General features: G+C 52.0%; 13 protein-coding genes. 3 read left to right on the top strand and 10 right to left on the bottom strand.

Annotation, left to right across the window (positions count from 1 at the left end):
* Position 1: 1 nt before the first annotated feature.
* Positions 2-898 (bottom strand): site-specific tyrosine recombinase XerD, encoded by an 897-nt coding sequence (gene xerD / locus ACLD3P_RS09720; protein WP_000434302.1) that lies wholly within the window; start codon positions 896-898, stop codon positions 2-4.
* Between the two features lie 112 nt (positions 899-1,010).
* Here xerD and fldB point away from each other — a divergent pair, with 112 nt between their 5' ends.
* Positions 1,011-1,532, top strand: a complete 522-nt coding sequence (fldB, locus tag ACLD3P_RS09715; RefSeq protein ID WP_001055885.1) for a flavodoxin FldB — start codon at positions 1,011-1,013, stop codon at positions 1,530-1,532.
* Positions 1,533-1,584: 52 nt separating this feature from the next.
* Here the strand turns inward: fldB and ACLD3P_RS09710 are convergent, their stop codons facing one another.
* Positions 1,585-1,998, bottom strand: a complete 414-nt coding sequence (locus ACLD3P_RS09710) for a protein YgfX (protein ID WP_000244756.1) — start codon at positions 1,996-1,998, stop codon at positions 1,585-1,587.
* Positions 1,979-2,245 carry an FAD assembly factor SdhE gene (gene sdhE, locus ACLD3P_RS09705; protein ID WP_000351186.1) on the bottom strand — a complete coding sequence of 89 codons (267 nt, stop codon included), beginning with the start codon at positions 2,243-2,245 and terminating at the stop codon, positions 1,979-1,981. The genes ACLD3P_RS09710 and sdhE overlap by 20 nt, the downstream gene beginning before the upstream one ends.
* A gap of 249 nt (positions 2,246-2,494) precedes the next feature.
* Here sdhE and ygfZ point away from each other — a divergent pair, with 249 nt between their 5' ends.
* Positions 2,495-3,475: a tRNA-modifying protein YgfZ gene (ygfZ, locus tag ACLD3P_RS09700; RefSeq protein ID WP_000874170.1), complete on the top strand. Its 981-nt coding sequence runs from the start codon at positions 2,495-2,497 to the stop codon at positions 3,473-3,475.
* Between the two features lie 115 nt (positions 3,476-3,590).
* Here the strand turns inward: ygfZ and trhA are convergent, their stop codons facing one another.
* Both trhA and yqfB read right to left on the bottom strand, forming a co-directional pair.
* Positions 3,591-4,250, bottom strand: coding sequence for a PAQR family membrane homeostasis protein TrhA (trhA, locus tag ACLD3P_RS09695; RefSeq protein WP_000250289.1), 660 nt, complete (start codon positions 4,248-4,250; stop codon positions 3,591-3,593).
* A gap of 163 nt (positions 4,251-4,413) precedes the next feature.
* Positions 4,414-4,725, bottom strand: a complete 312-nt coding sequence (yqfB, locus tag ACLD3P_RS09690) for a N(4)-acetylcytidine aminohydrolase (protein ID WP_001182976.1) — start codon at positions 4,723-4,725, stop codon at positions 4,414-4,416.
* 157 nt (positions 4,726-4,882) lie between these two features.
* Between yqfB and bglA the strand changes: the two genes are divergently transcribed.
* Positions 4,883-6,316 carry a 6-phospho-beta-glucosidase BglA gene (gene bglA, locus ACLD3P_RS09685; protein WP_080150238.1) on the top strand — a complete coding sequence of 478 codons (1,434 nt, stop codon included), beginning with the start codon at positions 4,883-4,885 and terminating at the stop codon, positions 6,314-6,316.
* A 47-nt stretch (positions 6,317-6,363) separates the two neighbouring features.
* Here the strand turns inward: bglA and ACLD3P_RS09680 are convergent, their stop codons facing one another.
* From ACLD3P_RS09680 to ubiI, 5 genes are all read right to left on the bottom strand, one after another.
* Positions 6,364-7,257 carry a transporter gene (locus ACLD3P_RS09680; protein ID WP_000819375.1) on the bottom strand — a complete coding sequence of 298 codons (894 nt, stop codon included), beginning with the start codon at positions 7,255-7,257 and terminating at the stop codon, positions 6,364-6,366.
* Between the two features lie 455 nt (positions 7,258-7,712).
* Positions 7,713-10,586 carry an aminomethyl-transferring glycine dehydrogenase gene (gcvP, locus tag ACLD3P_RS09675; RefSeq protein ID WP_017441089.1) on the bottom strand — a complete coding sequence of 958 codons (2,874 nt, stop codon included), beginning with the start codon at positions 10,584-10,586 and terminating at the stop codon, positions 7,713-7,715.
* Between the two features lie 162 nt (positions 10,587-10,748).
* The gene (gene gcvH, locus ACLD3P_RS09670) at positions 10,749-11,138 is read right to left on the bottom strand and encodes a glycine cleavage system protein GcvH (protein WP_001295377.1); all 390 of its coding nucleotides are present in this window, start codon (positions 11,136-11,138) and stop codon (positions 10,749-10,751) included.
* Between the two features lie 25 nt (positions 11,139-11,163).
* Positions 11,164-12,258, bottom strand: a complete 1,095-nt coding sequence (gene gcvT / locus ACLD3P_RS09665; RefSeq protein ID WP_000068738.1) for a glycine cleavage system aminomethyltransferase GcvT — start codon at positions 12,256-12,258, stop codon at positions 11,164-11,166.
* 454 nt (positions 12,259-12,712) lie between these two features.
* Positions 12,713-13,915: an FAD-dependent 2-octaprenylphenol hydroxylase gene (gene ubiI / locus ACLD3P_RS09660; protein WP_131046528.1), complete on the bottom strand. Its 1,203-nt coding sequence runs from the start codon at positions 13,913-13,915 to the stop codon at positions 12,713-12,715.
* Between the last annotated feature and the right edge of the window lie 56 nt (positions 13,916-13,971).

Genomic DNA, 13,971 nt, shown 5'->3' with positions numbered 1-13,971 from the left:
CTCATGCCCGCGGATGGTGCTGTTGATGAAGTTGACGCAAACGCTCCGTTGCGACATGCGTATAAATTTGTGTCGTCGAAAGATCGCTATGCCCAAGTAGCATTTGTACAACGCGCAAGTCGGCGCCGTGATTCAGCAAATGCGTGGCGAAAGCGTGACGTAAAACATGCGGCGATAGTTTTTCGCTATCGATTCCAGCCAGTACCGCATAATGTTTAATACGGTGCCAGAAGGTCTGCCGCGTCATCTGCTGCGCACGCTGGCTGGGGAACAATACGTCAATCGATACGCCATTGAGTAACCAGGGACGCCCATGCTCCAGATACGTTTCCAGCCAATATACCGCCTCTTCGCCTAACGGCACCAACCGCTCTTTATTGCCTTTACCGATAACCCGCACCACGCCCTGCCGCAGACTGATATCGCTCATTGTCAGCCCCACCAGTTCCGACACGCGCAAACCGGTGGCATACAGCACTTCCAGCATAGCTTTATCGCGCAACTCCAAAGGTTGATCAATAAGCGGCGCCTGCAAGAGCCGCTCAACCTGCGCCTCGCTAAGGTCTTTCGGTAAACGCTGCGGAAGCTTAGGCGAGGCCAACTGCGCGCTCGGATCATCCTCACGATACTTTTCACGGTACAGATGCTGGAAGAAGCGCCGCATAGCGCTTAACAGGCGTGCGGAGCTGGTCGCTTTGTATCCGCCCTCCACCCGTTCAGCCAGCAGCGTTTGTAAATCATCAGCCTGCGCCGTCGCAAGCGTTTTTCCGCGATGATGCAACCACGCAACGACCATCGATAAATCGCGACGATACGCGCTTAATGTATTTTCCGCCAGATTTCGTTCCAGCCACAGGGCATCCAGAAACTGCTCAATACGCGCTAAATCCTGTTCCATTCGCGCTCCCCACTTCACGCTGACTTTGGGTGCATTATGCCTCATTGTGCCGTGAATGCAGCGATTCTGTTACACTACCCGCAACGCTATAGCAGAATCGAGATGTAACGTAATGAACATGGGTCTTTTTTACGGTTCCAGCACGTGCTACACCGAGATGGCCGCAGAGAAAATTCGCGATATCCTCGGCCCGGAGCTGGTGACATTACATAACCTCAAGGATGACGCCCCCGCCTTAATGGAGCAGTACGACGTGCTCATTTTAGGCATCCCCACCTGGGATTTTGGCGAAATTCAGGAGGACTGGGAAGCCGTCTGGGAGCAACTGGACGATCTCAATCTGGAAGGCAAAATCGTTGCGCTTTACGGTATGGGCGACCAGCTCGGCTACGGTGAGTGGTTCCTGGATGCGCTGGGTATGTTGCATGACAAACTTGCCCTCAAAGGCGTTAAATTTGTCGGCTACTGGCCCACAGAAGGCTACGAATTTACCAGCAATAAACCGGTCATTGCGGATGGGCAACTGTTTGTCGGCCTGGCGCTGGATGAAACGAACCAGTACGATCTCAGCGATGAGCGTATACAGACCTGGTGTGAACAAATTCTCGGCGAAATGGCCGAACACTACGCCTGAAGCCTTACTCGCTGTATTTCCCTCTCGACGGAACCGCGTTTGCGCCGTTCCGTCAGTGTTGGCCTGATATCGGCTGCTGTAACAGTATCCGACGCAACTCACGCCATTCCGCTTCTTCCATGCTATCCGCCGCCAGCCATAAATGCTGATGACGTCCAGACTCTGCGCGTAAACGCAACACCATCCCGCTCTTCAGTAACCAGGGCGGACGCAAGAGCGTCCAGTCCTGCCCCTGCCAGCGTAAGCGCCCGTCCATGAGTAGCTTGATCTCTCCCTGGCAGGTATTAATCCTGCGCTGGCTACGTACACAGTCAAACACGACCAGCGACAGTAGTATCATCCATAACGGGGTATAACTCAGCGGCCAGGGCATCAATAAAATCACCGCGGCAACCAGCCCATGAATGAGCAATGAGATCCACTGAGCGCGCCATGAGACGCGTAAATCAGATTGCCACAGGACCACGTTCCCGATTCCGTGTCTGAATGAGTCGAACCATCTGCTCCAGTTCAGCGTCAGCCGGTTTACCGTGATTCATTAACCAGTTAAATAAATCCGGGTCATCACTCTGCAACAAACGGACAAAAATACGCTTTTCTTCATCACTTAAACTATCGTACTCATGTTCAAAAAACGGCATGATGGAAATATCAAGTTCGCGCATACCGCGACGACATGCCCAGTGAATACGTGCTTTATTGTGAATATCCATGTTCTTCCTGCCTCGCGAAAATGAAGTACCGGGCTATTGTAACGTGTTTTTGGCGTTGTTTTACGGGAATCTCAGTAATCTGGAACGCGATCGCGAAATAAAAGGCTGGGAATCAATATGTTCATCCGTTTTGGATACCGCCTCGCAAAACGATCAATCCGCTCTCAATGGGCTATTTAAAGCACTTGCAATGACCGATGGCTCTTTTACCATTAACCATTATTGTTGCAGCTAACCAGGACATTATTTATGGCTTTTATCTCCTTTCCACCACGTCATCCTTCATCGTCAGCCCGCCTGCCGCTGACGCTGATCGCGCTTGACGACTGGGCGCTGTCGTCCATTACCGGCGTAGACAGTGAAAAGTATATTCAGGGGCAGGTCACCGCTGACGTAAGCCAGATGACTGAACAGCAACACCTTCTCGCCGCCCACTGCGATGCTAAAGGTAAGATGTGGAGCACTCTGCGCCTGTTCCGTGAGCGCGACGGTTTCGCCTGGATTGAACGCCGTAGCGTGCGTGAAGCGCAATTAACGGAGCTGAAAAAGTACGCCGTATTTTCCAAAGTGGTCATCGCACCGGATGACGAACGCGTATTGCTTGGCGTGGCAGGTTTTCAGGCCCGCGCGGCGCTGGCTAATGTCTTTAGCGAACTGCCCAATAGCGAAAATCAGGTGGTCAGAGACGGCGCCTCCACGCTGCTATGGTTTGAACATCCTGCGGAACGATTCCTGCTTGTCACCGATGTCGCGACGGCCAACATGTTAACGGAGAAGTTGCATGGCGAAGCCGAACTGAATAACAGTCAACAGTGGCTGGCATTGGATATTGAAGCAGGCATTCCGGTGATTGACGCGGCGAACAGCGGTCAGTTTATCCCCCAGGCGACTAACCTACAGGCGCTGGGCGGCATCAGCTTCAAGAAAGGCTGCTACACCGGACAGGAGATGGTCGCACGGGCAAAATTCCGCGGCGCCAATAAACGCGCGCTTTGGTTGCTGGCGGGCAAAGCCAGCCGGGTACCGGAAGCAGGAGAAGATCTGGAGCTACAGATGGGCGAGAACTGGCGTCGTACCGGCGCTATTCTGGCGGCGACGCAGTTGGACGATGGTCAGTTACTGGTTCAGGCCGTCATGAATAACGATTTAGAAGCCGAAAGCGTCTTCCGCGTTCGCGACGATGCCAACACCCTGCATATCGTCCCGCTGCCCTACTCGCTGGAAGAGTGATATCACGTTAAAAGCCGGATAGCCTGATAGCGCAACGCCATCAGGCTCGCACGCGCTGTTCTCGTAGACCGGATAAGGTGCGACAGCGCCGCCATCCGGCACGGGCATCCGGGAATTACGCCTGTCCCACATACAAATAGATGGCCAGGAAATGGCACACGCTGCCACCCAGCACAAAGCCATGCCAGATGGCGTGGTTATAAGGTATGCGTTTGCAAACATAGAAAATTACGCCCAGTGAGTAAACGACGCCACCTACCGCCAGCAGCGTCACGCCGCCTATCGCCAGCTTAATCGCCAACTGATAAACCACTATCAACGACAGCCAGCCCATTGCCAGATACGTAACCAGTGAGAGCACTTTAAATCGGTGCGCAATCGTCAACTTGAAGAGGATACCGAATAGCGCCAGGCTCCAGATCACAATCATTAGTCCGCGCGCCAGCGGCGAATCCAGACCTACCAGCAGAAATGGCGTATAGGTTCCGGCAATGAGCAGATAGATAGCGCAGTGATCAAATTTCTTTAACCAGATTTTTGCCCGCTGATGAGGAATGGCATGATAAAGCGTTGAGGCAAGAAAAAGCAGGATCATGCTCCCGCCATATAAACTGTAGCTGGCAATAGCCGTCATACCAGCATTCGCCTCTACCGCCTGAACCAACAACAGCACCAGGCCGACAATACCAAATACCAATCCAATGCCGTGGCTAATACTGTTGGCGATTTCCTCAGCCAGCGAATATCCCTGCGTCATTAATGGTTTTTGCACCATAACTTACTCCGGAGAAACGTTCATAACGATGAACTGCGCCTCTAGCGTAACTGAGAATGGTTCCAGTGAACACATGTTAGCTAAAATAAATTCGCAAAATTAAATTTTCTTTCTTATTCAATAACTTAACCACAGAAACTCAACTAACACGCGTTCATATTTATCAAAGGCATTTAAAATCAATCACATAAAATTGCGTCTGGTTGGGATAGATTTCAGCAATGACCCGTTTCAGCTCATCAAGCGACATATTTTCCTGTTGCGCATGTTTTTCGTTCAGCGTATCCAGCGTCACAGTTGACGTTCCTGTCACTTCGATTGTGCAAAAATAGCCATCATCTTCGAACCGTCCCACGCGTAGCACATCGCCTGCTTTAAAGTGGGACTCGGAGGCATCACGAATAGTGATGGTTTTACGCCCTGCCAGAATGTCATTCTGGAAACGTTGAAAGAAAGTAATGTCGTTTGGCTGCATGTGGTTATCCCCTGAATATGGCCCCTTGAAGTGGATGTTACGATCTGAATGTGTTCTTGTCCCGACACGCGAGCATCCTGGAATTTTGCGTACGCTTTACATGCCATTTGGTGCAGAATGAATGATAACAGACTAAATAAATTGAGATTATGCAACAATGAGAAAACTCACCCTGCCAAAAGATTTTTTATGGGGCGGCGCGGTTGCCGCACACCAGGTTGAAGGCGGCTGGAATAAAGACGGTAAAGGCCCCAGCATCTGCGACGTGCTAACCGGCGGCGCACACGGCGTGCCACGCGAAATCACCCAGAATGTCGTTGCTGGCAAATACTATCCGAACCACGAGGCGGTGGATTTTTACGGACATTACAAAGAAGACATCCGTCTTTTCGCCGAAATGGGGTTCAAATGCTTCCGTACCTCTATTGCCTGGACGCGTATCTTCCCGAATGGCGACGAATCCCAGCCAAACGAGGCCGGTCTGAAATTCTACGACGACATGTTTGATGAGTTACTCAAATACAACATCGAACCGGTCATTACCCTTTCTCACTTTGAAATGCCATTACATCTGGTACAGCACTACGGCGGCTGGACCAATCGTAAGGTCGTTGATTTCTTTGTCCGTTTTGCTGAAGTCGTGTTTGAACGCTACAAACATAAGGTCAAATACTGGATGACCTTCAACGAAATTAACAACCAGCGAAACTGGCGCGCGCCGCTGTTTGGCTACTGCTGTTCCGGCGTAGTGTATACCGAGCATGAGAATCCAGAAGAAACCATGTATCAGGTCTTACATCATCAGTTTGTCGCCAGCGCGCTGGCGGTAAAAGCGGCACGTCGTATTAATCCACAGATGAAAGTTGGCTGTATGCTGGCGATGGTCGCGCTGTATCCTTTCTCCTGTAAACCAGAAGATGTGATGTTTGCTCAGGAATCGATGCGTGAACGCTACGTCTTTACCGATGTGCAGCTGCGCGGCTATTACCCGTCCTATGTGTTGAACGAGTGGAAGCGCCGCGGATTTAACATCAAAATGGACGATGGCGATCTTGAAGTGCTGCGCGAAGGCACCTGCGATTATCTTGGTTTCAGTTATTACATGACCAACGCGGTCAAAGCCGAAGGCGGTAGCGGCGATGCGATTTCCGGTTTTGAAGGCAGCGTACCGAACCCCTATGTTAAAGCATCTGACTGGGGCTGGCAGATTGACCCGGTGGGCCTGCGTTATTCATTGTGTGAACTGTACGAACGCTATCAAAAGCCGCTGTTTATTGTCGAAAACGGTTTTGGTGCTTACGACAAAGTAGAAGAAGATGGCAGCATCAACGACGACTACCGAATTGACTACCTGCGCGCCCATATTGAAGAGATGAAAAAAGCGGTGACTTACGATGGTGTCGACCTGATGGGCTACACGCCGTGGGGCTGCATCGACTGCGTGTCGTTCACCACCGGTCAGTACAGCAAGCGCTACGGCTTCATCTACGTGAACAAGCACGATGACGGTACGGGCGATATGTCGCGTTCGCGTAAGAAAAGCTTCAACTGGTACAAAGAGGTGATTGCCAGCAACGGCGAGAAGCTTTAACCCCTGCACGTTACCCGCCAGTCGGCGGGTAACACTTTGAACGAGTCTTACCAGGTCTTACCTATTTTAAATTCCCAGCGTACATCTTCCATTTTGGTTGGCGACTTCGCTTCCTGCATTACCGGGAAGAAGGCTCCGGCACCAAACCATAATTTCAGTGAATCGACGGCAATATTAAATGACGGACCAACAACCCATTCGGTAGTTCCAGAATGGTTATTAATTACGCTGCCATTAGACAGTTTTTTCGTTCCAGAGGCATTATTGCTGTAGGCACTTTCCAGACCAAGATCCAGCGGTAAATCGCTAAACATATACCGCACCTGGGTATTCCACTGGAATTCGTTACCTCGTTTCACGTCCTGGTTACCGCGCTCAAATGGTCCCTGATATACAAAACCCATATCCCCTTTAATGTTAGGAGTAAATAATTTTGTTAAAGTGAGTGTTACTCTTCCTCCCCAGGCGCTATTCCCAGGCAAATGATTATCTCCATCTTGCCCGGTGGGTAGTAATACTGCCCCACCTACCGTAACCCAAAACGGATCACCTCTTCGCTGGCTCATTAAAGCATAATTGACCCCCACCGATTGGTCGCCCATTCCCTCTATGTGCTCAGGAGACAGATTGTCTCGTTTGTTATTGATATAGGAACCCACTGTTGATAATTCCAGTCTGTCGGTCAAACCGTAACGAATCTTCAATAACCATATCTGGGAGTAAACATCCGGACTTCCGTGCCCCTCGATTTGATGATCTTTATCGCGAAATGAGCTATTCACGGCGGTTAATAACTTTCCTTCCGGCAATACTGAACCACCAGAAATAGCGGTATTAACTGGTGCACCTAATAGATTACTGGGATTATTTTCTCCGTTAGCTGCCATTGCATTCATTAATAGAAAATATGTCATTAATGGCAGAAATATAAATCGTTTCATTATTCCCTCCAGGTATAAAAAACAAAGCGCTAAGTTAATAAATATTTACGTTATTTATGTTTATTTTTAATTTATAATTTAAATTAATAACTTGATGAATTTAATATACGGAAATTTTTGTAACTATATTGAGAGGTAAATAACGATTCCGGAGAGAAACTATTTGTAACCACATGTAAATATACTGTGTTGTTTTGATTAAATAACAGCAAGGTAAAAATGATGCACAATGAATCATTAGACTCTAAAAAACCGGTAATTTAATTCTGGCTAATACACTGATACAAACGCCAGGTTGCCTGACAGGAGCCAACGATTTAGTGTAATATATTGAATTAGTAACACTTTGTAGCCTGAATAAGGCACTCACACTGCATCCGACATAAACAAAGCGCACTTTATTAACAAGCTGAAAAGGCGCCGAAGCGCCTTTAGAAAACAGTCGAATCAGTAAATTACTGGTAGTCGCTAATCGGTACGCAGGAGCAGAACAGGTTACGGTCGCCATAAACATCATCCAGACGTTTCACCGTCGGCCAGTATTTGTCTGCCACGCCTGCCGGGAATACGGCAACTTCACGGCTGTACGGATGCGCCCACTCGGCGACCAGTTCGCTCTGAATGTGCGGCGCGTTCACCAGCGGGTTATCTTCCAGCGGCCAGACACCCGCTTTCACCTGGTCAATCTCTGCGCGAATAGCCAGCATCGCATCGATAAAGCGATCCAGCTCAGCCTTACCTTCAGATTCCGTCGGCTCTACCATCAGCGTGCCCGCCACCGGGAACGACATGGTTGGCGCATGGAAACCGTAGTCGATCAGACGCTTGGCAATATCCAGCTCGCTGATGCCGGTTTCTTCTTTCAATGGGCGAATATCAAGAATACATTCGTGCGCCACACGGCCATCGCGACCAGTATACAGTACCGGGTACGCGTCTTTCAGACGGCTGGCAATGTAGTTAGCGTTAAGAATCGCTACCTGACTTGCCTGCTTCAGGCCTTCTGCGCCCATCATGCGGATGTACATCCAACTAATCGGCAAAATGGAGGCGCTGCCGAACGGCGCCGCAGACACCGCGCCCTGACGGGTGAGCATCCCTTCAATTTGCACCACGCTATGACCCGGTACGAATGGTGCCAGATGCGCTTTCACGCCGATCGGTCCCATGCCTGGGCCACCGCCGCCGTGCGGAATGCAGAAAGTTTTATGCAGGTTAAGATGCGAAACGTCCGCGCCAATAAAGCCCGGTGAGGTAATGCCGACCTGAGCGTTCATGTTCGCGCCGTCAAGGTAAACCTGACCGCCGAACTGGTGCACAACTTCACACACTTCACGGATCGTTTCTTCATAGACGCCGTGGGTGGAAGGATAAGTCACCATGATGCAAGAGAGGTTCGCAGCATGTTGTTCTGCTTTGGCCCGCAGATCGTCCAGGTCGATGTTGCCGTTCTTATCACAGGCGACTACCACCACCTGCATTCCTGCCATATGTGCAGAAGCAGGGTTAGTGCCGTGAGCAGAAGCCGGGATCAGGCAGATATCGCGATGCCCTTCGTTGCGGCTTTCGTGATAGTGACGAATCGCCAGCAGCCCCGCGTATTCCCCCTGTGCGCCGGAGTTCGGCTGCATACAGACGGCGTCGTACCCGGTGAGTTTCACCAGCCAGTCAGAAAGCTGGCTAATCATCTGATGATATCCTTCCGCCTGTTCCGGCGGGCAGAACGGGTGCAGTTCAGCGAATTCCGGCCAGGTGATAGGAATCATCTCGGCGGCGGCGTTCAGCTTCATGGTGCAGGAACCCAGCGGGATCATCGCCTGGTTCAGCGCCAGATCTTTACGCTCCAGCGAGTGCATATAGCGCATCATCTCGGTTTCGCTGTGGTAACGGTTAAATACCGGATGCGTCAGAATCGCATCGTCACGCAGCATACCTTGCTGAATGGAACGGCTATCAAGCGCCACGTCTTTATCCAGTGTTTCAATGTTCAGACCGTGGCTGTCGCCCAGCAAAACATTGAACAACTGCGCCACATTCTCACGGGTGGTGGTTTCATCGAGCGTAATACCCACCGCGTTATGAATATCGCTGCGCAGATTGATCTCTGCCGCTTCCGCACGCGCCAGTACCGCAGCTTTATCAGCCACTTCCACACACAGGGTGTCAAAGTAGTGCGCATGACGCAGCTTTAAGCCTTTCTGTTGCAGACCGGCCGCCAGAATATCCGTCAGGCGGTGGATACGATTAGCGATGCGCTTCAGGCCGACCGGACCATGATAAACGGCATACAGACTGGCGATGTTAGCCAGCAGTACCTGCGAGGTACAAATGTTGGAGTTCGCTTTCTCACGACGGATATGCTGTTCGCGAGTCTGCATCGCCATGCGCAGTGCGGTATTGCCCGCCGCATCTTTTGAGACGCCGATAATACGGCCTGGCATGGAGCGTTTAAATTCGTCTTTGGCGGCAAAGAACGCCGCGTGCGGGCCACCGTACCCCATCGGTACGCCGAAGCGTTGCGCAGAGCCGAAAACAATGTCCGCGCCCTGTTTGCCCGGAGCCGTCAGCAGCACCAGCGCCATAAAATCGGCGGCGACGCTGACCACAACTTTACGGGATTTCAGCTCAGTAATCAGTGCGCTGTAGTCGTGAATTTCACCTGTGGTGCCTACCTGTTGTAACAGCACGCCAAACACATCCTGGTGATCCAGTGCTTTCGCCGCGTCATCTACAATGACGTCAAAGCCAAAGGTTTCGGCACGCGTACGCACGACGTCCAGAGTTTGCGGATGGACATCAGAGGCGACAAAGAAACGGTTGGCATTTTTCAGTTTGCTGACGCGCTTTGCCATCGCCATCGCTTCAGCGGCGGCGGTCGCTTCATCCAGCAGAGAGGCGGAAGCCATGTCCAGCCCCGTCAGGTCCAGCGTCACCTGTTGGAAGTTGAGCAGCGCTTCCAGACGCCCCTGAGAGACTTCCGGCTGATAAGGGGTGTAGGCGGTATACCAGCCTGGATTTTCCAGCATGTTGCGCAGGATAACCGGCGGTAGCTGCACGGCGGTGTAGCCCATGCCAATATAGGACGTGAAGCGCTTGTTACGCCCGGCGATGGCTTTTAATTCCGCCAGTGCGGCATATTCGGTTGCCGCCTCGCCAACCTGCGGCGGAGTCGCGAGCTGAATGTCTTTCGGCACAATCTGACCTGTCAGCGCGTTTAACGACTCGGCGCCAACCGCATTCAGCATCTCTTGCTGCTGCGCGGCGTCCGGTCCGATGTGGCGTTCAATGAAAGCGCCGCGGTTTTCAAGCTGGCTTAACGTCTGTGTCATGGGCGATGGTTCCTGAAACGTGCAGTGAATCGTGATTGTCTCTAACTCAATTGCCCGGTGGCGCTGACGCTTACCGGGCCTACGCGTGCGAAAACGAATACGCAAAATCATTCGCGTTGCAGTGAGTAGGCCGGATAAGCATTAGCGCCATCCGGCACAACATTATTCGTCTTCTAACAATGCCTCGTACGCGGTGGCATCCAGCAGCGATTCAAGTTCGCTTTCATCGCTGGCTTTGATTTTAAAGATCCAGCCACCGGCATACGGTTCGCTGTTCACCAGCTCCGGGGAGTCGCTCAGCGCATCGTTTACCGCCACGATCTCGCCGCTTACCGGCGCATAAATGTCGGACGCCGCTTTTACGGACTCCGCCACGGCGCAGTCGTCGCCCGCGCTTACGGTCGCGCCGACTTCCGGCAGATCAACAAAAACCATATCGCCCAACAGCTCCTGAGCGTGTTCAGTAATGCCAACGGTGTAAGTGCCATCCGCTTCTTTACGCAGCCATTCGTGTTCTTTGCTGTATTTCAGTTCTGCGGGTACGTTGCTCATCAATTAATCTCCAAAAAAGGATGAATCACGCGACGGCTTTGCCGTTACGCACAAAAACAGGTTTAGTCACTTTTACCGGCATTTCACGGTTACGAATTTGTACAATCGCCGTCTCGCCGATGCCCGCCGGAACGCGCGCCAGCGCAATGCTGTAGCCCAACGTTGGGGAAAACGTCCCGCTGGTGATAATGCCTTCTTGCTGATTGCCCTGCGCATCGGTAAAACGCACCGGCAGTTCATTACGCAATACGCCTTTCTCGGTCATCACCAGACCGACCAACTGTTCGTGGCCTTTTTCACGCTGCATCTCCAGCGCCTCACGGCCAATAAAGTCGCGGTCAGCAGGTTCCCAGGCGATAGTCCATCCCATATTAGCCGCCAGCGGAGAGATACCTTCATCCATCTCCTGACCGTACAGGTTCATGCCTGCTTCCAGACGCAGCGTGTCGCGCGCGCCAAGACCGCACGGCTTCACGCCCGCTTCCACCAGCGCACGCCAGAAATCCGCCGCTTTTTCATTCGGCATGGCGATTTCATAGCCCGCTTCGCCGGTATAACCGGTGGTGGCGATAAACAGATCGCCCGCCTGAACGCCGAAGAACGGCTTCATACCTTCTACTGCATGGCGCTGTTGGTCAGTAAACAGAGTCGCCGCTTTTTCCTGCGCATTCGGCCCCTGTACCGCAATCAGCGACAGGTCGTCACGAACGGTAATGTCGATGGCATAAGGTTCAGCGTGTTGGGTAATCCAGGAGAGGTCTTTTTCGCGGGTGGCGGAGTTAACAACGAGACGGAAGAAATCTTCAGTGAAGTAGTAGACGATAAGGTCATCAATCACGCCGCCCGATGCGTTAAGCATACCGGAGTAGAGGGCTTTACCCGTCTTCGTTAGCTTCGCGACGTCGTTTGCCAGCAGATAACGTAGAAACTCCCGGGTGCGGCTGCCATGAAGATCGACAATGGTCATATGCGATACATCAAACATCCCGGCATCGGTGCGCACAGCGTGGTGTTCATCAAGCTGAGAGCCGTAATGCAGGGGCATCATCCAGCCATGAAAATCGACCATGCGGGCGCCGCATAGCGTGTGTTGTTCGTACAAAGGCGTCTGTTGGGCCATCTTTTCCTCGTTGAATTAGCGGGGGCTAACAACCATTTTCATGGGAAATCTTCGCCACGAAACCTGGCATCGACGCCCTTTTTCCTGCGCCGACGCAAACGTTCTCTTGCTCCTGAACTTACCACCGAACCAGGCGCTAAACCATAAGGCTGAATTTACCATCACATTAGCTTATGACTAAAAAACGCTAAAATCTCATCAGCACAAAAAACCAATATCACACTAAATAACCGTCATAAAAAGGAAGCTGATACGATTTACCACAACATAAATTAATATTAAATGCGGAAAAAATGTCGAAAATCGCGTTCGCCAAAAATAGTGGCATTAGAAAATATAATGCGAAATAAGCGGTGAAATTAGATTATTTCAAACGAGGAAAGCCCCCCGGCGCGATAGCCGGGAAAGCAAAGTGTGACGGGTTTCAAACTCTTGCTGGCGTGCAGTCAGACGCTTAAAGAAGCCATTGCGGAAGGTCGTTTAGCCCCATAGCCTGGCGAAGCAGTTGGGGTTTGACGCCGGGGAGCGTATCCGCCAGTTTCAGTCCGATGTCGCGCAGCAATTTTTTTGCCGGGTTTTCGCCGGCAAATAGGTCACGAAAACCTTGCATCCCGGCAAGCATCATCGCCGCGCTATGTTTACGGCTACGCTCATAACGACGGAGATAAAGATGTTGACCAATGTCTTTGCCCTGACGCTGAAGCCGGCGCAGATCGTCCACCAGTTCGGCCGCGTCCATAAAGCCGAGGTTGACGCCTTGCCCTGCCAGCGGATGGATGGTGTGCGCGGCATCGCCGACTAACGCCAGACGATGCGCGGCAAACTGGCGAGCATAGCGGCCCGTCAGAGGAAAAACCTGCCGTTCGCTTTCCAGGCGGCATAAGCCCAGCCGATTATCGAAGGCGATAGTCAACGCCTGGTTAAACGCCTCGTCGCCGCTCTGTTGCATACGCTCCGCATCCTGCGGAGAAAGCGACCAGACAATGGAACACAGATGCGGATCGCTTAACGGCAAAAACGCCAGAATACCTTCACCATGAAACACCTGGCGAGCAACCGCGCCGTGCGGCTCTTCGGTGCGGATAGTCGCTACCAGCGCATGGTGACGGTAGTCCCAGAAAGTTAAGGGAATATCCGCTTTGTTACGCAGCCAGGAGTTGGCGCCATCCGCGGCAATCACCAGACGCGCGGTTAACATCGCGCCGTCTTTTAAAGTCAGAAAGGCGTCGTTCTCCCCCCAGGCGACCTGCTGTAACTCTGCTGGCGCCATTAAGGTGATATCCGCCGCTTGCTGCGCTTTTTGCCACAGTGCATAGTGAATGACGCTGTTTTCAACAATATGCCCCAGATGGCTATATCCCATGCTTGCGTCATCAAACGTAATACGGCCAAAGCTGTCTTTATCCCAGACTTCCATACCGTGGTAGCAACTTGCCCGTCGCGCCACAATGTTTGACCATACGCCAAGACGGGTAAGCAGTTTTTCGCTGGCGGCATTAATCGCCGACACCCGAAGCTGAGGCGGGGCATCGTTCGCCAACGGCTGGGGAACAACGTGATCCAGCACCGCAACGCGCAAACCGCTCCCCTGCAAGCCGCAGGCGACAGCCAGTCCCACCATGCCTCCGCCAACTATTGCTACATCAACACTTTGCACTATTTACTCCTGGAAACCGGAACAATCAAAACCGTAGGCCGGATAAGGCGAAGCCG

The sequence above is a fragment of the Salmonella sp. 741265073_HBA genome, from assembly GCF_046569105.1.
Classification (GTDB): domain Bacteria; phylum Pseudomonadota; class Gammaproteobacteria; order Enterobacterales; family Enterobacteriaceae; genus Salmonella; species Salmonella enterica.
The sequence above is the reverse complement of the archived record's forward strand: the minus strand, read 5'-3'. Positions and strand labels throughout refer to the sequence as shown.

What these genes read in the sequence shown, in the direction of transcription:
- xerD (WP_000434302.1), bottom strand. Translation starts at nt 898, where the DNA reads ATGGAACAGGATTTAGCGCGTATTGAGCAGTTTCTGGATGCCCTGTGG.
- fldB (WP_001055885.1), top strand. Translation starts at nt 1,011, where the DNA reads ATGAACATGGGTCTTTTTTACGGTTCCAGCACGTGCTACACCGAGATG.
- sdhE (WP_000351186.1), bottom strand. Translation starts at nt 2,245, where the DNA reads ATGGATATTCACAATAAAGCACGTATTCACTGGGCATGTCGTCGCGGT.
- ygfZ (WP_000874170.1), top strand. Translation starts at nt 2,495, where the DNA reads ATGGCTTTTATCTCCTTTCCACCACGTCATCCTTCATCGTCAGCCCGC.
- trhA (WP_000250289.1), bottom strand. Translation starts at nt 4,250, where the DNA reads ATGGTGCAAAAACCATTAATGACGCAGGGATATTCGCTGGCTGAGGAA.
- yqfB (WP_001182976.1), bottom strand. Translation starts at nt 4,725, where the DNA reads ATGCAGCCAAACGACATTACTTTCTTTCAACGTTTCCAGAATGACATT.
- bglA (WP_080150238.1), top strand. Translation starts at nt 4,883, where the DNA reads ATGAGAAAACTCACCCTGCCAAAAGATTTTTTATGGGGCGGCGCGGTT.
- ACLD3P_RS09680 (WP_000819375.1), bottom strand. Translation starts at nt 7,257, where the DNA reads ATGAAACGATTTATATTTCTGCCATTAATGACATATTTTCTATTAATG.
- gcvP (WP_017441089.1), bottom strand. Translation starts at nt 10,586, where the DNA reads ATGACACAGACGTTAAGCCAGCTTGAAAACCGCGGCGCTTTCATTGAA.
- gcvH (WP_001295377.1), bottom strand. Translation starts at nt 11,138, where the DNA reads ATGAGCAACGTACCCGCAGAACTGAAATACAGCAAAGAACACGAATGG.
- gcvT (WP_000068738.1), bottom strand. Translation starts at nt 12,258, where the DNA reads ATGGCCCAACAGACGCCTTTGTACGAACAACACACGCTATGCGGCGCC.